General features: G+C 67.8%; 16 protein-coding genes. 9 read left to right on the plus strand and 7 right to left on the minus strand.

The genetic code is table 11. From position 1 onward, the window contains the following. The first annotated feature begins 2 nt into the window (after window positions 1–2). The 6 genes from ACQHI0_RS04165 to ACQHI0_RS04190 all read left to right on the plus strand — a co-directional run bounded on the left by ACQHI0_RS04165 (window position 3) and on the right by ACQHI0_RS04190 (window position 7188). A complete protein-coding gene (locus ACQHI0_RS04165; protein ID WP_427906603.1) occupies window positions 3–788 on the plus strand; it encodes a hypothetical protein in 786 nt (261 codons plus the stop codon). Then, window positions 785–1870: a hypothetical protein gene (locus ACQHI0_RS04170; RefSeq protein ID WP_427906604.1), complete on the plus strand. Its 1086-nt coding sequence runs from the start codon at window positions 785–787 to the stop codon at window positions 1868–1870. Before ACQHI0_RS04165 ends, ACQHI0_RS04170 begins: the two co-directional genes overlap by 4 nt. After that, window positions 1867–3348, plus strand: coding sequence for a hypothetical protein (locus ACQHI0_RS04175; RefSeq protein ID WP_427906605.1), 1482 nt, complete (start codon window positions 1867–1869; stop codon window positions 3346–3348). The genes ACQHI0_RS04170 and ACQHI0_RS04175 overlap by 4 nt, the downstream gene beginning before the upstream one ends. Further along, window positions 3345–4655: an AAA domain-containing protein gene (locus ACQHI0_RS04180; protein ID WP_427906606.1), complete on the plus strand. Its 1311-nt coding sequence runs from the start codon at window positions 3345–3347 to the stop codon at window positions 4653–4655. Before ACQHI0_RS04175 ends, ACQHI0_RS04180 begins: the two co-directional genes overlap by 4 nt. 182 nt (window positions 4656–4837) lie before the next feature. Beyond that, window positions 4838–6817: a sensor histidine kinase gene (locus tag ACQHI0_RS04185; RefSeq protein WP_427906607.1), complete on the plus strand. Its 1980-nt coding sequence runs from the start codon at window positions 4838–4840 to the stop codon at window positions 6815–6817. Continuing rightward, window positions 6814–7188 carry a DUF742 domain-containing protein gene (locus ACQHI0_RS04190; protein WP_427906608.1) on the plus strand — a complete coding sequence of 125 codons (375 nt, stop codon included), beginning with the start codon at window positions 6814–6816 and terminating at the stop codon, window positions 7186–7188. Before ACQHI0_RS04185 ends, ACQHI0_RS04190 begins: the two co-directional genes overlap by 4 nt. On the opposite strand, the gene ACQHI0_RS04195 is transcribed toward ACQHI0_RS04190, so the two are convergent. The 4 genes from ACQHI0_RS04195 to ACQHI0_RS04210 form a co-directional block, all read right to left on the minus strand. After that, window positions 7185–8642 (minus strand): MFS transporter, encoded by a 1458-nt coding sequence (locus tag ACQHI0_RS04195; RefSeq protein WP_427906609.1) that lies wholly within the window; start codon window positions 8640–8642, stop codon window positions 7185–7187. The genes ACQHI0_RS04190 and ACQHI0_RS04195 overlap by 4 nt on opposite strands. A 131-nt stretch (window positions 8643–8773) precedes the next feature. Then, window positions 8774–9241 (minus strand): MarR family winged helix-turn-helix transcriptional regulator, encoded by a 468-nt coding sequence (locus tag ACQHI0_RS04200; protein ID WP_427906610.1) that lies wholly within the window; start codon window positions 9239–9241, stop codon window positions 8774–8776. 164 nt (window positions 9242–9405) lie between these two features. Next, complete coding sequence (locus ACQHI0_RS04205) at window positions 9406–11361, minus strand: GMC family oxidoreductase (protein WP_427906611.1); 1956 nt, start codon at window positions 11359–11361, stop codon at window positions 9406–9408. Window positions 11362–11469: 108 nt separating this feature from the next. Continuing rightward, entirely contained in the window at window positions 11470–11943 is a 474-nt protein-coding gene (locus ACQHI0_RS04210; protein WP_427906612.1) for a carboxypeptidase-like regulatory domain-containing protein, read from the minus strand. A 171-nt stretch (window positions 11944–12114) separates the two neighbouring features. Between ACQHI0_RS04210 and msrA the strand changes: the two genes are divergently transcribed. Beyond that, window positions 12115–12630 carry a peptide-methionine (S)-S-oxide reductase MsrA gene (gene msrA, locus ACQHI0_RS04215; RefSeq protein WP_427906613.1) on the plus strand — a complete coding sequence of 172 codons (516 nt, stop codon included), beginning with the start codon at window positions 12115–12117 and terminating at the stop codon, window positions 12628–12630. Window positions 12631–12764: 134 nt separating this feature from the next. Then, window positions 12765–13781, plus strand: coding sequence for a hypothetical protein (locus tag ACQHI0_RS04220; RefSeq protein ID WP_427906614.1), 1017 nt, complete (start codon window positions 12765–12767; stop codon window positions 13779–13781). Window positions 13782–13834: 53 nt separating this feature from the next. Here ACQHI0_RS04220 and ACQHI0_RS04225 read toward each other — a convergent pair whose 3' ends face one another. Then, window positions 13835–14083, minus strand: coding sequence for a hypothetical protein (locus ACQHI0_RS04225; protein ID WP_427906615.1), 249 nt, complete (start codon window positions 14081–14083; stop codon window positions 13835–13837). 115 nt (window positions 14084–14198) lie between these two features. Between ACQHI0_RS04225 and ACQHI0_RS04230 the strand changes: the two genes are divergently transcribed. Further along, window positions 14199–15233 carry a hypothetical protein gene (locus tag ACQHI0_RS04230; RefSeq protein ID WP_427906616.1) on the plus strand — a complete coding sequence of 345 codons (1035 nt, stop codon included), beginning with the start codon at window positions 14199–14201 and terminating at the stop codon, window positions 15231–15233. A 24-nt stretch (window positions 15234–15257) separates the two neighbouring features. Here ACQHI0_RS04230 and ACQHI0_RS04235 read toward each other — a convergent pair whose 3' ends face one another. Further along, the gene (locus ACQHI0_RS04235; RefSeq protein WP_427906617.1) at window positions 15258–15914 is read right to left on the minus strand and encodes a nucleotidyltransferase domain-containing protein; all 657 of its coding nucleotides are present in this window, start codon (window positions 15912–15914) and stop codon (window positions 15258–15260) included. A gap of 105 nt (window positions 15915–16019) precedes the next feature. Then, window positions 16020–16895: a pentapeptide repeat-containing protein gene (locus ACQHI0_RS04240; protein ID WP_427906618.1), complete on the minus strand. Its 876-nt coding sequence runs from the start codon at window positions 16893–16895 to the stop codon at window positions 16020–16022. Window positions 16896–16925 lie beyond the last annotated feature (30 nt).

A 16925-nucleotide genomic window follows, 5' to 3' on the forward strand; every position in this document is an offset into this window, starting at 1 on the left:
TCGTGACGGACTCGGCCGAGGAGCTGGAGGTGCGCATCTCCGGTTTGCGGGCCGAGGTGCGACGGGCGGCCGCCGGTGGGGATCGGGCGGGGGCCCGGCAATTGCGGGCGCAGTTGCGTCAGGCCGAATCGGCGTGGGACGCGGCGGTTCTCGGGTCGATTCCGGATGAGGCCGCGGAGGCGCCAGGGGTGCCGGTGCGTGAGCATGTGCATCGCGCGTTGACGTTGTTGTCGGTGCCGTCGTCGCCGAAATTGGTGCTCGCGACACATGACGCGTTCTTCTCCGGGGAGCTGCTGCCCGCCCGGCTGACCAGTCTGCGGCGCGACGAGGAACGCTCCTTCCGGGCGGCGCCGTACGCGCGCCCGTACTACCTGTGCGCGGCGCTCACCACGGATCTGCTCGCACCCGCGCGCGGGTTGATGGCCGTGAGTTCGTGGCCACTGGAAAGGCGGATGGTCGGCCCGTTGAGCCCGCGGGTGGGGCTGCTGGTGTCGGCTATTCGCTTGGCGGAACATCTTTCGGCGCAGCCTGCCCGGGAAACGTCCGGTGTGCGCGTACTGTGGCGGCTCGCCGTGTCGATTCCCGGGATCTCCACCGCCCCGGATTCGCTCGACCCGGCGCAGGTGATCGAGGCCGCCCGGCGGGAGCTGGCGGTGCACGAAGACGAGGACGCGTCCCAGCGTGCGTCGGCCGCGCGCCGGGCCGCGGATCAGCTGGCGGATCCGGCCGCACAACTATTCGGTGTTCGGCTCGGCGTAGCCGATCGGCGACGAATCGAGGTGAAATGAGCACTCTCGCAACACAGTTGGACGAATTGCGGGGCGAAGTCCCCGCCACCAGACACAATGCCCGCACCATCGCCGCGCTGACGGCCAATCCCGGATGTGCCCGCCGCGCCCTGCTCGACGCGGCCGCGGTGGACAAAACCGTGATCGCCCAATCGCTCGGATTTCCACCGCAATTCGGTCAGTCCCAATTCGCCATCACCCGCGGCAACGCTTTCGAGGCGATGGTCAAGGCGAATGGTTGCGCGGAATTGCTCGCCCTGTTGCGCGAAAAGCTGGGCCTCACCATTCCCGAAGTCGCCTACCACGACCTCAATTCGGTGGGGGAGAACACCGGCAACGCGGTGCGCTATCAACGCACCAGGCAATTGCTGAAGAGCACGATCACGGCGGGCGACGGCACGCTGTTCGATCACCCCATGCTGCGGCTCGATATCGCCGGTGCCACCGCCTATCTCGAACCCGATGTGGTGGCCGTGCAAGTGGACGGCAAGTTCCATGTGGTGGAGGTCAAGGCGTTCCCGGTGATCGACGGGCAGGCCGATCCGGCGCAGGTGGCGGCCGCCGCGCGCCAGTCCGCGGTGTATGTGATCGCGTTGCGCGAGTTGATGGCCGAGATCGGCGAGTCGCCGGAGATCGTGTCGCACAACGCGATTCTGGTCTGCGCGAAGGACTTCTCGAACCGGCCGACCGCCGAACTGGTGGATCTGCGCAAACAACTCGCCACGGTCTCGCGTCAATTGACCAGGCTCACCGCGATTCCCGATCTGCTCGATCTGCTGCCACCCGAGGCGACCTTCGCGCCGGGGGAGAACCTCGAGAAGACGATCGCCGCCATCCCGGCTCGCTACGCGCCCGAGTGCATGTCGAGTTGTGAGCTCGCGTTCGCCTGCCGCGACGAGGCCCGCACCTGTGGTTCGGTGGACGCGCTCGGGCGCGGGGTGTGCGATGTGGTCGGCGGCATCGACAACATCCACACCGTCCTCGGCCTGGCCGACGGGACACTGGAACCCGGCCCCGAACACGCCGACATCACCGCCATGCTGCGGACCGCCCACCGGCTGCGATGGGAGATCGCCGGATGAGCGTGCTGGCGGCCCTGGCCAAGGCCGAGGCCGTGCGGGCCGGGCGTGCGCAGGCGACCGCGGCGGTGCGCCACCTCCACCTCGCCGAGCGGCCGCTGGTCGCCGTGCCGTTGCGGCTGGCGGGGGAGGCGGCGGCGCCGGTGGCGATCATGATCGGCACCTCGGTCGGCGACCAGAACGTGTTGACGGTGCCCCAGCCGCGCGACCGAGTGCTGCGGTTGCGGTTCATCGAACAGCTGGCTGATGTTGTGCTGCCCTATCTTTCGATGTTTCTCGTCGAGACCGAGGAGCTCACCAGCAAAGCGGGCGAGACCTACACCCGGTGCCTCGACGCGCCGCAGATGTGGACACCCAATCCCGGCGGCGTGAATTTCCTGAAACTGCTGGGACGTTCGGTGCGATTTCATCGTGTGGACGGCGACAACCCGGTGCCCGAGTCGATTCCGCTGCTCGGGCGGTGGCTCACCTGGTTCGGTGATCGGGCCGAACACCCCGGGTCGGCGGTGCTGCCCGCGATGACGTCGGTGCTGTCGTCGCATTGGGCATCGGGTCAGTCCACCCTCGAAGACGGCAATCTCACCGCGCTGCTCGGTTGGATCGATCCGCCACCCGGGCTGACCGGCGCGGAAGCCGCTGCCCTGGCGGAAGATCCGCTGCTGTCACCGCCCGCAGGCCCGGCCACCGATCCCGGATTCGACAACGAAGAACTGGCGCCGCTGATCGCCGCCTACAACGCCGCACCCGACGACTCGGCCAGATCTGTCGCGGCCGAACGGCTGGAGCGTTCGCTGCGCGGTCAGCTCGAACCCACCTGGCAGCTGATGTGGCGCTCGATCGAGCTGCTGCGCGCACTGCCGGAAGGTGCCAGCGTCGAGAATCGATGGACCGACGATCGCGGTGCGTTCTCCCGCTTCGCCGCCGATGTCGCGGAGGGGATTCCGCAGGCCCGCCGCGATTCCGCCGTTCCGGCGGTGCGCAGGCTGCTCGAGCGCGAACGCGCTCTGGAGGCATTGCAGGCGCAGTGTGCTTTCGATGATCCGCTGCGCATGCTCGAACACCGCGTCAGCGGTGCGGCCTTCCGTGGCACCGTCGTACACGCCGAGCCGGAGCGTCTCGACCGGTCGGGTTCGCGGCCGAAACTGCGCCCGCACATCCACATTCGAACAACCGATCCGTTTGTCGCGGTGGTCGGTGAAGAACTGACCTGCGTCGAACGGCCGAAGCAGACCGGGCTGGTAGTCGACATCGACGGTGACAGCGTGGTTCTCGAACTGTCCGGCGGTATGGGGCGCAAACTCGTCGCCGAGCCGGGCAGTGTTCCCGAGGAAGGCGAGGACCTCGGTTTCGCCCGCTTCAAACCGACACCGTTCAACGGAATGCTGAATCTGCCCGCGCGCGAGGAAACTCCGTGGACCCACGGTGGTCCGCCGCCGGAATGGACGCCGCCCACCGACGACGAGGGGGAAGAACTCCAGTGACCACCCCGGACGCGGCAGTCGCCGGAATCCTCACCGACCTACGTGACGAAAGCCATCGCGCGATCGTCGTCGACTCACCACCAGGCGCGGGCAAGTCCACCCTCGTCGTCCGTGCGGCCCGCCAGCTCGCCGAGGACGGCGACCAGCGGATGATCGTCGCCCAGACCAACGAGCAGGTCGACGACCTCATCGACCGCCTTGCCGTCGCCGACCCCGCGCTGCGGATCGGACGGCTCTCCAGCGCGGCCTACGTGGTGAGCGACCGGGTGGACCGGCACAGCACTGTGCGCGTCGCCAAGCAGCCGGGTGACCTCGAGGATCGCGCCATCGTGATCGGCACCGCCGCCAAATGGGCCACCATCACCGAGGGCACCTGGACGCACGCGATTATCGACGAGGCGTACCAGATGCGCTCGGACATGTTGTTGCGCATCGCGAATCGGTTCGATCGGGGGCTGTTCGTGGGCGACCCGGGGCAACTCGACCCGTTCGCGACCGTCGAAACCGCGCGCTGGGCCGGACTCACCTGGGACCCGACGATGAGCGCCGTCAGCGTGATGCTGGCCAACAACGACAACATCCCCACCCACCGCCTGCCCGTGTCCTGGCGACTGCCCGCCACCGCGGCACCGGTGGTCTCGGCAGCGTTCTACCCCTTCACCGAATTCCAGTCCGGCACCGGATTCGGTGACCGGCGAATGGATTTCACGACCCGTGGCATGGGCGGCCCGATCGACGAGGTGCTGGAGGAGGCGGCCGAATCCGGTTGGGGCTGGTACGAATTGCCCGCCCGGCACACCCTGCGCACCGACCGTGAAGCCGTGGCCGCGATCGCCGCGATCGCCGCGCGGCTGATCGAACGCGGCGCCACCGCGCATTCCGAATCCGGCAGTCACCCCGTGACCACCGACCGGGTCGCGATCGGCACCGCGCACCGCGACCAGGCCGACGCCATCCGCACCGCGCTGCGCGGCACCTGCGCCGAACCGGTCACCGTCGACACCGCCAACCGGCTCCAGGGCCGCGAATACGACGTCACCCTGGTGCTGCACCCGCTCTCGGGCCGTCGCGACGCCAGCGCCTTCCATCTGGAGGCAGGCCGGCTGTGCGTGCTGGCCTCCCGGCACCGCCACGCCTGCATCCTGGTCGGCCGCGCGGGCATCCCCGAACTCCTCGACGCCCACCCCTCCGCCGACCCGGTCCATCTCGGGGTTCCGGTGAAGTTCCCCGACGGGTGGGAGGCGAATCAGGCGGTGCTGAGTCATCTGTCGAACCATCGCGTGCGGGCAGCGGCACCGCACTCCTAGCGCGGCTCACCGAACGCTGCGAGTTTGCCTGATACACCGTCTGTTTCGACATTCGGCTACAGCACGCGCCCGGTCAAGCAGTCGGTTAGTCTCACGGCGAGACACGCGTGGTGGGTGGCCCATTACCGGCACCTGCGCGCAGCGGGGCGCCGGGGCGTTCCGGGGAGTGGAAAGATTCAGAATTGAAGATCAGGCGTACCGGTGTTCGTGGCCGGGTCAGTGTCCGTATCCGATTGCTGTCGATGGTGCTCATCTCCAGCGTCATGCTTGTGGTGGTCGGTGGTGGCGGCGCTGTTTACCTGGTGAATTCGGCCAGGGATTCCACCGAATGGGCCGACTTGGCGAGCAGCACCACCGCGCCCGCGATTCTCATGGTTTCGGCATTCCAGGAAGAGCGCAGGTTGTCGCTGCTGCGATTGGCCGGTGACGTGTCGTCAGCACCCGCGTTGGTCACTGCCAAGCAGCGCTCCGATGAGGCGCTCGCCGCGGTGATCGCGAAAGGCGACGCGGCTCGCGCGCTGAATCCCGACGGTTCCCGGGAGGATATCGAGGGGTACAACAAACTCTTCGCCATGGTGCCGGTCGTCCGCAATGGCGTCGAAGCCACCCAGATTCCCGCCGGTGAGGTTTTCGAGTTCTACACCGGGGTGATCGGCACGATCATCGCCGCGTCGATGCTGGCGGCCCGGGTCGCGCCGGAGGCGAAGGTCGGTATCGAATTGGGTTATGCCGTCGACCAATTGCGGGCGGCCGAGGCGCTGTCGCAGGCCGATACCCTCGGTTCGGTCGCGTTGACCACGGGTCGGATGACCAGTGCCGAGGTGGTCGATTTCGGCCGTCGGGTCGGCGAGTTCCGGGGTGAGGCCGCCTATTCCGCGACGGTGCTGAAAGGTCACCGCCTGGCACAGCTTTCGGAGATCACCGCGAGTCCGCAGTGGCAGCAGGTGATCGCGATGCAGGACGCGATGCTCCTGCGCGGACCGGTATCGGAAAAGGACGGGGAGACAGAACTTCCGATCAGTCTGGCGGCCTGGCAGGACGCGTCGAGATCTGTCGGCCTTGCGTTGCAGAAACTGTGGGAAGACCAGAGCGGTGACGCTCATCTGATCGCCAGGCAACAGGGCGAACGCGACACCGAAAGCGCGCTGCTCGGCGGCGCGCTGATCGCGTTCGCCGCGGTGGCCGCGTTCCTCGTCGCGTTGGTGATGGCGAATCGGTTCATCGCGCGGATGCACCGCCTGCGCCACGACACCCTCGAACTGGCCGACGAGCGTCTGCCCGACGTGATGCGCCGGGTCGCGGCCGGTGCGGTCGTCGATACCACGACCGAGGCCTCGCGCCTCGACTTCGGCACCGACGAGCTCGGCCAGGTGGCCGCGGCGTTCAACCGCGCCCACGTCGCCGCGATGTCGGCCGCCGTCGCAGAGGCCGAGACCAAGGCCGGGATCAACACCGTCTTCGTCGATATCGCGCACCGCAGCCAGGTGGTGGTACACCGCCAGCTCGCGCTGCTCGACCGCGCCGAGCGCGACGAGAGCAATGCCGATCAGCTCGAGCTGCTCTTCCAGCTCGACCATCTGGCCACCCGGGCCCGGCGCAATGCCGAGAACCTCATCATCCTCGGCGGCGAACAGCCGGGTCGACGGTGGCGCAAGCCGGTCCCGCTGCTCGAACTGGTGCGCGGCGCGATCGCGGAAAGCCTGGACTACACCAGGATCGTGGCCAAGCAGATGCCGCAGGTGCGGATCGCTGGGCACGCGGTCGCCGACGTGATCCACCTGCTCGCCGAGCTGATGGACAACGCCACCGCCTTCTCCCCACCCGAAACCCAGGTCGTGGTGTCCGGGATCGTGGTCGGGCGTGGGGTCGCGGTGGAGATCACCGACCAGGGTCTGGGTATGTCGGAGACCGATACGGCCGAGCGCAACGCGATGCTGGCCGACCCGCCTGCGTTCAGCGTCGGCGCGCTGTCGGGTACCTCACGGCTCGGCCTGTTCGTCGTCGCCACGCTGGCGGGCAGGCACGGCATCGTGGTGCGGCTCTCGGAATCGGTCTACGGCGGTGTCCGGGTCGTGGTGCTGATCCCGACCGCGCTGGCCGAGGCGGCCGACCCCGAGTCGGCGATCTCCGGCCAGTTCCCGGCCGTCGCGCCGCGGCCATGAGCGACGAACGCGAACACTGGTACGAGGACGAGGCGGGCCCGCTGGTCCGCCTCTACGCCGTCACCGGCGGGCGCGCCACACCGCAGCGCCACGACCTCGAGCTCACCACCTTGCTCGTCGCCGCGCGCTCCGGTGTCCGATCCCGCCTGCTCGGGCCCGAATACGACGCGATCGTCGACCTGTGCCGTTCCCCGCTGTCGGTCGCGGAGGTCTCCGCCCATCTCCACCTACCACTGACCTCGACGAAGGTTCTCGTCGGCGACCTCATCGACGAGGGCGCACTCCTCGCCAGGGCACCCCGAAACCAGCTGAGCACCGCCCCGGACGTGAATGTCCTGCGGGCGGTGCTCGCCGGGATCAAACGGTCCTAGGCCTTCGCCACCGACTGCGTCGGCAGGGTCGCGAGTTCGGCATCGAGATCGATGGGCTCGGCCGATCGGCGCGGAATGGCCAACGCGATCCCGGCCGCCACGAGCGCCACCGCGGCACCGATCAGCAGCCCGACATGGAAACCGGTCTCCGAGGGCACGGCATGCCCGGCGAAGTCGGTCGTCATATTGGCCAGCACCACTCCGACGACGGCGGCCGACACCGAGGTACCGAGCGAGCGCATCAGCGTGTTGATGCTGTTGGCGGAGGCGGTTTCCGACAGCGGCACCGCTCCCATGATCAGGGCGGGCATGGCGCCGTAGGCCAGGCCGACGCCGACATTGGTGATGCAGACCATCGTCATCAGGCCCCAGGTCGAACCCATCAGCACGGCCGAAGAGCCGTAGCCGATGGCGATGACGAGCGCCCCGACCGCGAGGGTGACCTTGGGTCCGCGCGCGGCTGAGAGTTTCGCGCCCGCAGGCGACAACGCCATCATCATCAGGCCGCCCGGCGCCATCCACAGGCCCATGCTCAACATGGTTTGTCCCATGCCGTGGCCGGTGGCGGTCGGCAGCTGCATCAGCTGCGGCACGATCAGCGCCTGGCCGTACATGGCGAAGCCGACCAGGACGGATGCGGCATTGGTCAGCAGTACCTGCGGTCGCGCCGTGGTGCGCAGATCGACGAGCGGGTCGGCGGTGCGCAGTTCCCACCATCCCCATGCGACCAGCGTTATCGCCGACGCGGCGAACAGGCCGAGCGTGGTGGCGCTGGTCCAGCCCCACCCGGCGCCCTTCGACACCGGCAGAAGCAGGAATACCAGCCCCGCGCCGAGTCCCACCGCGCCGACGAAATCGAATCGTCCGCCCGCGTCACCGCGCTTCGCCTCGGCCGGGACCAGAGTCACGATGAGCACCATCACCAGCGCGCTGAGCGCCGCCGCGGCCCAGAACAGCACCCGCCAGCTCGCGTATTGCGCGACCGCGGCCGACACCGGTAGACCCAACGCGCCACCGACGCCGAGCGAGGCGCTCATGAGCGCGATCGAGGAACCCAGCCGCTCCGCGGGCAGCACATCGCGCATCAGGCTGATTCCCAGCGGAATCAAGCCGACACCCATGCCCTGGATTCCGCGGCCGATCAGCATGGGTACCAGCGAGCTGGACATGGCGGCCACCGCGGCGCCCACGATCAGGAATCCGCCGGAGACCAGCAGCATGCGGTGTTTGCCGTACAGGTCACCGAGCTTGCCCGCGACCGGGGTGAACACCGCTCCCACGAGCAGCGTCACCGTGATCACCCAGGAGGCATTGGCGGCGCTGGTGTCGAGCAGTCCCGGAAGTTCCCCGATGATCGGCACGACCGCCGTCTGCGTGATCGCGGCGACAGTGCCGCCGAAGGCGAGGACGCCCACGACCACTCCGGGTCGGCCCCTCTCAGCTGAGATCCCCACGTACCGCTCCTCTCGACAATCAGAAAGTTATGTACAGAGCACAAGATATGCATGCTGCATTTCATGTGTACAGTACACATCGCTGCGCGCGCAGAGTTCAGCGCGCAATCGTGATGTAGGTCGCAGTGCCGCTAGTGATCCGCGGGCATCGTCGCCAGCGGCCGTGGCCAGTACTCGCCGGACCGGCGTTCGATATCGGTGTTGAATCGTCGCAGGTAGCCGACGAATGCGGCGACATCCTCGGCAGGCCAGTCCGCGAGGATCGAATCCAGTGCGTTGACGATCAGCGCCCGTTCGGCATTCAACCGGCGCTCACCTTTGACGGTGACCCGAAACTTCCGCGCCATCCCGCCCTCGGGATCCGGAATGCGCTCGACCACGCCGGCCCGCATCATGGCCGCGGTCTGCCGATTGAGGGTCGAGGCATCCAAACCCAGTGCGGCACTGAGCTCCCCGATCGACATCAGGCCACCCATCCGCAGCCGGCTGAGCAAGATGTAGGCACTGCGGTCCATGGCGTCGGCGCCACGGCGCGATCGCAGGCTGTGGCGGCCGAGGAGCATGGTCTCGAATTCGACCAACTGCGTCGCCTTGTCCATCTCAGCCCTTTCCGCGAATTCGCGCTGGTCCGGCCGTTGGCGGACCTACCGCATGTGTAGCAACCATATTACGTGTCCGCTACATATCGGGGACCGCATCACCCAGTCGCCCAGCGTAGCGGCGCACCCGTTGCGGCCATCCGGGTGCGCCGACGACATCGGTCTCAACTCAGCCGGGCCGCGAGTCGTTTCGCGTTCATATAGCCGATGGCCTCGATGGTGACCATCGGGTTGACACCCGGCGCGGTGGGGAACGTGGAGCCGTCGGCGACCACGATGTTGGGGACGTCCCAGGTGGCGCCGTCGGGATCGGTGGCCGAGACGTCCGCCGAGCCGCCCATGCGGGCCGAGCCCATGATGTGCAGGGCGCCCAGCGAGCAGTGGCCGGGGCCGTAGCCCGCCTTCTTGGCTGCCGCGTCGAATTCGGCGAGCGAGCCGCGGGTGCCGGGTTCGAAGGAGATGCCCGCCTGGTGCCCGGAGTAGATCCGTTGCGCGCCCGCGGCTTCCAGGATGGAGGCGGCGCCGACGATGCCGGTGTGCAGGTGCGCGGCGTCGTAGGCCGACAGCTGGTATTTCACCACCGGTTCGCCGGACTTGTCGATCGAGACGCTGCCGGGGTCGCGGTCGCGGGTGATGATGCCGATCGAGTTCGTGCGGGCGAAATCGAGCATGGTGGCGCGATGTTGCGCCGCGCCGCGCCAGCTCATGAAGCCGGTGGCCAGGCCGGGGTGGATCGGGCCGGTCTCGTAGATCACGCCGTAGCCGTTACCGTCGAGATCGGCGTGGTGCCTGCTGATGCGCCCCTGCAACGCGCCTTCCCATGGCCGGATCTCGTCTTCGAACACACCGAAGACCGCCGCGGCGGGATGCAGGCGCAGATGCTGTCCGATGTTCTTGTTCCGCAGGCCGGATCGGCGCAACAGCGCCGGCGTCTGGATCGCGCCCGCGGCGACCACGACCGCTTTGGCGCGCACCGTGATCTCCACTCCGTCGGCCGTGACGGCCGAAACCGATTCGGCGCGACCGGATTTCACGGTGATCGCGCGAACGTCGGCGTCGACCACCAGGCGGGCGCCGTGCTCGGCCGCGTCGGCGAGCCAGGTCTTGGTCGCCGACTGCTTGGCGCCGAGACGGCAGCCGTAACCGCATCGCCCGCACTCCACCCCGGCATCGCAGGCGTCGCTGACATTGCGCGGCAGGGTGTCCACATCCCAGCCCAGCGCCCGCGCGCCGCGTTCGAGAATGCCGTCGCGCGCCGACAGCGGCGATTTTCCGTCGGTGACGCCGATCCGTTTCCCGACCGCGGCCAGCGCGTCGCTGAACTCGTCCTCGGCGAACTGCGGCACGCCGGTCTCGGCCCATTCGGCGCGAACCGGGTCGGGGGTCGGCAGCGAGGTGCTCCAGTTCACCACCGTGCCGCCGCCGAGGCAGGTACCGGCGACGAGGGTGATCTGGCCCTCCGCCGATGCCGCGGGGCCGGGTGCGTACAGGCTGGTCAGCGCGTCGAGTTCGCCGCCGCCGAAATCCTGGTCGTCGTAATAGTTCCCGCGTTCGAGCACGATCACGTCGAGGCCTGCTTCGGCCAGCACCGCCGCCGCCGCGCCACCACCGGCGCCGGAGCCGACCACCACGACATCGCAGTCGAGCGCCGTGGATTCGGTGAACCGCAGCGGCGACAGCGGCGGCTTCGGGGCGGTCTCGAGACGGCCGGCCGGCGCCGGGTAGCCGATCGTCGTCCACAGCGGATTCGTTCCGGTGGGACCGGGGCTCACGTTGTAGGCGAGTAGTGACGCCTGCTTGAGTGCCTGGAAGATCGCCCGCACGGGGGTGAGGCCCGAATCGCCGAGGCGGAGCAGGGCGGCTTCGCGCTGCTCCTGCGAGAGCGTGGAGAACCGGCGCAGGCCGCTGCCGGTGAGCAGGCCGAACGCGCGAGAATCCCACAGCCCCAACAGCATCGCCAGCTGTTTCTGTTCGGCCTCGCGTGGATTGCGGCCCAGGATCCGGAAGATCGTATCGACCGCGCCGATCTCGGTCGCGGCGGGCAGGTCGAGCCCGTCGCCAGGGAGAAACGTATCGCAGATCATGCCCAGCGCGGCTCGCTGTTCGGCTGTCGGTTCCATACGGAAACCACCCCTCTTCACTCTGGGGTGAGTTCTATCACGCGACACGCGGCCGCGCTGGGGGTCAACAGGTTTCGGGCCGGGCGGTGACGCCCGGCCCGAGGCGGATCAGTCGGCCGAATCCACGGTGAACTGGATCGTTTTGAGCGACGGTGTCGACAGATCGACATCGGCCTTGGTCACCGACTTCGTCGCCGAGTCGTTGCGGTAGGCGGTGAGCTGGTAGCGGCCGGGTTGCAGTCCGCGAAAACTCACCTGGCCGTTCGCGCCGGTGGACATGTGCCGGTGGATGTTGTCGCCGCACGCGTCGATGCCGGTGAGGACGACTTTCCCGCCCGCGATCGGGGTGCGGTTCGTCGCGGTGATCAGCACCGCGTCGATCTGACCCGCAGCCGCCGGGGTGGCCGCGCGGATGCCCCGGTCGTTCTGTCGTGCCTGTCGTACTTCTTCGCAGGGCGCCGCGTCCTGCGCGATCGTGTCGTCGGCGCCGGGGTGCGCCCACGCGCCGCCCACCGCCGACCCGACCAGAGCTGTTGCCGCCAATCCGATCGCCAAACACTGGGTAATGACAAACCGTGGCATCGCGCCGTGTTCCTCCTGCTGCTAGCCGGACATGAAAGTGCATGTGGACATTGCTGAGGTAACGCTCGGGCGGCAACAATACTGACGGGAATTCCGGCGCTGAATCCGGTGTTCCATAGAGGCGGTTGTGGCCGATTTGTGCGACCGTTGAGCCCTCATGAAGGAGGACGTGTGAGCGACACTCGTAAGGCGATTCTGGCCGGTGGATGCTTCTGGGGTATGCAGGATCTGATCCGTCGTCAGCCGGGCGTGCTGGCCACCAGGGTCGGGTACACCGGCGGGACCAACGACAACCCGACCTACCGGAATCATCCGGGCCACGCCGAGGCCGTCGAGATCGAATACGACCCGGCGCAGACCGACTACCGCGCGCTGCTCGAGTTCCTGTTCCAGATCCACGATCCGACCACCAAGGATCGCCAGGGCAACGATCTCGGTGACAGTTATCGTTCGGCGATCTTCTATCTCGACGACGATCAGCGCCGCATCGCGCTCGACACCATCGCCGATGTGGACGCCTCCGGGCTGTGGCCGGGCAAGGTCGTCACCGAGGTGACCCCGGCGAGCACGTTCTGGGATGCCGAGCCCGAGCACCAGGATTATCTGATTCGCTACCCCGATGGCTACACCTGCCATTTTCCACGCCCGGGGTGGAAACTCCCGAAGCGCGACACCATCGGCGGGTAACTGTTTCGTACTCCGTCCGCCGCACTGTCGATATGCCATGATCGGCAGTGTCGGCGTGTGCGCAGTGACGTCGGATCGAAATAACTCACGACGGCGGCCCCGGTCGCCGCAGACGATGAGGGGACGCGATTCGAATGACGTATGGACAGCAGCAACCCGGATATCCCGCTCCGGGACCGCAACTCGGCGTCGGTGACGCCCTCGGCTACGGCTGGGAAAAATTCAAGAACAACGCGGTGGTGTGGGTCGGCATCATCCTGATCGCCGCGATCATCCAGGTGGCGATCAGTTTCGTATTCGGATCGTCGGGCTCCGTCGACACCGACGCCGACGGTGCGCTGAGCTTCGGGTTCAGCCTCTGGGGATTCATCGGCAGTGTGGTGAGCACCGTGATCGGGTATCTGATCTCGGCGGCACTCGTGCGCGGCTCCCTTCACGAAGCCGACGGTCGCAAACCAGGATTCGGTGACTTCTTCAAGTTCACCAATGTGGGAGCGGTCATTCTGGCGTGCTTCCTGGTGGGTATCGCCACCGGCATCGGCTTCGTGTTGTGCATTCTGCCGGGCATCATCATCGCCTTCTTCACCTGGTTCACGATGAACTTCGTGCTCGACCGCGATCAGGACGCGATCACCGCGATCAAGTCGAGTTTCTCGGCGATTTCGAGTAATGCCGGGCCGTTGCTGTTGCTGGCACTGGCGCTGTTCGGCATCAATATCGTCGGTGCGCTGCTGTGCGGGCTCGGACTGCTGGTGACGATCCCGGTGTCGGTCATCGCCTCCACCTACGCCTACCGGGTGATCGTCGGTGGACCGGTGGTCGGGGCCGCACCCGTCGCTGATCCGGGGTACCCGCAGCAATACGGCGGGCCCGCAGAGGGATTCGGTGGTCAGCCGGGCTACGGCGGTCAGCCGGGATACGGTCAGCCGGGATACGGCCAGCCGGGTTACGGCGGCCCGGAAGGCGGACAGGGCTACGGCGGACCCGGTTACGGTGGGCCCGGTTACGGTGGGCCCGGCTATGGCGGTCCCGAAGGTGGACAGGGCTACGGCGGGCCGGGTTCCCCCGGTCAGGGCGGCCCGGGCAACCCCGACGGTCCCGATCTGGGCAAGCCCGGCGATCAGGGCTGGGGGCCCGAAGGTAATCGCTGAGCGTTGACCACGAAGGGCGTGCGATGTCGTTCATCGCACGCCCTTCGCGCTGTTCACTCGCAGCCGATGCCGTCCCCGTCGCGGTCGAGGCCGTAGTCGTCGGGTCCGATCACCCGTACCCGGCCGGTGTAGACCGGCCCGTTGCCGCTGCCGCCCTCGCAGTCGACGTCACTGACGATGGGTAGGCAGGGGGAGTAGGAGTCGTGGCAGTCCGATGACTGCGCTCCTGCTACGGCGGGGGTCGCGATCGCCATCGCGAAGACCGCGACGGCAGCGGAACCGAGGGTGAGGACGTATTTCATTGTTCTCCGATCAATCATCTAGCGGCGCACAGTGTTTCATGGGTGGGCGATTTGCCGGAAATCAGCTTGTCGGTACCTGCCGGTAGGATCGGGATTCTTCGAACAAGGGGGATTCATGCGGGGGAAATGGCGGGCGTGGTCGTGGTGGAGGCGGGGTGCGGTGATCGCGCTCGCGCTGGTTGTCGTGGTGTCGCTGCCGGTGGCCGGAGTGGTCACGGCGTTGCTGGTGTACAACGTCGGCGAGCAGTCTGAACAGGCGCGGACCAGGGGTAAGGACGCGGTGTGGCTCGGGCATGCCTGGGTGGACGGGCGTAAGACCGATGCCGATATCGACGGGTTGGCGCGGTTGCTGGCGGGTACCGGGGTGCGGGATCTGTATGTGCACACGGGGCCGCTGGAGCACGACGGGAGTCTGCGCGACGAGCTGGCGCCGCGCGCGCAATGGTTCGTCGACGCGGTGCACGCGCGATTGCCGGGGATCCGGGTGCAGTCGTGGCTGGGTGACATCGTGCAGCCCGAATTCGACGGGCTGGATGTGGAATCGGCGGCCTCGCGCGAGCGAGTGGTGGCGTCGGCGCGGCGGGTGCTGGCCTATGGGTTCGACGGGGTGCACTACGACCTCGAACCGATTCGATCGGGGTCGCCGGGATTTCTCGCGCTGCTCGACGCCACCCGTGCGGTGACCTCGGCGGCGCGCGTCCCGTTGTCGGTGTCGGCACCGGTGATCGATCCGCTGCCGGGTTTGCATTCGGTGGGGTTGGCGATCGCCGATCACGGAAAGTGGTGGAGTCAGGCCTATTTCGCCGAGGTGGCTCGTCGAGTCGATCAGGTGGCGGTGATGTCCTATGACACCGCGATGCCGACACGGGCGCTGTACAGCGGGTATGTGGCGCAGCAGACCGAACTGGCCGCCGAGGTGACGCCGGACGACGTCGACCTGCTGATGGGGGCGCCCGCGTTCTGGGCCGACGATCCGGGTCATCACGGTGCCGCCGAGACGGTGGCCGCCGCGGTGCGGGGGATTCGGCTCGGGCTGACCGAAACCGCGGTGGGCCGGGCGAACTTCGGCGTGGCGTTGTATGTGGATTTCGCTGCGACACCGCAGGATTGGGCCGACTATCGCGGGGATTGGTGTCGGATGGCTGGGTGAGTTCGGCTCATCGGTGGAGGCGAGCTATTCCGTCGGTGGTGAGCCGATCGCGGGCACGCAGATCTCGGTCGACCACGGGTGGCCCGGATGGAGCTGGGTCAGCCACGAGTTCAGGCGGGCAAGTCGGTGCGCCGGAAGCAGCGCGACGATGCGGCGGAAGTCGGCCTCGTCCTTGGGACGGTTGGCTTTTGCCTTGAACAGCAGGACGACCTCGGGAATCAGATAGGGGATGCCGTTGGCCGTGGTGCGGATGAGTTCGGTGTAGGGGAGGGTGATCGTGGGGTCGCGGCGACAGATCCAGGTATCGCCGTCGTGCGGCTCGCGGAAGACGTCGAGATGGAAGGCGCCGGTGAAGGGATCACGCAGCCAGGTCTGGTGGAGTTCTGGGTGATTCGCAGCTCGGGAGTACGGCCAGAGCTTGCCGTCGCCGACGACGTCCCATTCGTATTCGGGGAAGGCATCGGCGATCTGGGGGAAATCTGTTCGGGGGACGGTGATTTCGATGTCATCGTGCGCCCGCGAGATCGCGCCAGCGAACAGATCGAGGGCCCAACCGCCCGCGACAGCCCACGGTGCGCGACAGGTCGCGAGACGGGCGGCCACCACACTCGGGGTCCACGGGTCCCAGCGGCGGGCAGCTTCGGTTGCGGTGATCGGACGTCCCCCGTCCGGCGAGCTCATCTGTCCATCCTCGGTACCCATCGCTCGCGGCGCAAGGCTGTTGTGGGCGATGGTGATCGAGGTGAGACGCGTTTGTGAAGAAGCAGCCGCCGGGTGTTGCTCAGGTCACGCGTCGGGTAGCGCGGCGGCCGGGGTCTGCGTGTCCGCGGGGGAGGACCCGAGCCCGATCGCCTCGCCGGCAGCTAGACCGCGGCGTGCGGCCGCGGGTAGATCGGCGCCGGTGAAGACCGCGCCGGTCACGTCGGCGCCCGCGAGCCGTGCGCCGGACAGCTGGGCGTCGTTGAGGCGGGCGCCGCGCAGTGACGCCCCGGTGAGGTCGCAGTCGCGCAGGTCCGCGCCGGTGAGATTGGCCGCGGACAGGTCGGCCTCGCGTAGGTCGCCGCCGCGGAGTCGCGCTCCGGTCAGGTCGGCCCGGGACAGCAGTGCTCCGGGGAGCCGAGCGTCACCGAAGTCGGCGGCGGGGAGTCGAACGGCCGTCAGGTCGAGGCCGAGCGTGCGGTGACGGCTGGTGAGCTGACTGCGCAGCACAGCCACGGCATCGACCAGATCGCCTGGAGCGCTGGTGAATTCACCGTTCGCGGTCCGCTGCTGGAGATAGCGGGCCAGTAGTCGACGGCCGCGTTCTCGTTCGCGTGGGGCGTCCTCCATGAGCCGCTGGAGCGCGAAGATGCCGCCGGATCGGGTGACCGGGTCGTCGGCCGCGAGATGGGCGACGGCGGTACTGAATCGATCGATGTCCTGTTTGTCTCTGTCCAGCAGGAACTTTCGGGCCGTATAGAGCAGCGCTACCAGGGCGATCGGGGTCCCGATCAACGCGGCGAACTGGGTGCGCAGCGCGGCGGTGGCGTCGAGGCGGTCCTTGGGTCCCAGTTCGCGGAACCTGTCCTCGGCAAGCAGGTTCGGTAACCGGTAGATCAGGTACAGGAGTACGGCCGCACCGGCGATGACACCGATGGCCAGGAGGACGGCGCGTATTCTCATCGATTCGCACTGTACTATCCAGACACGTCG

Source organism: Nocardia sp. FBN12 (assembly GCF_050320175.1).
Taxonomy (GTDB): domain Bacteria; phylum Actinomycetota; class Actinomycetes; order Mycobacteriales; family Mycobacteriaceae; genus Nocardia.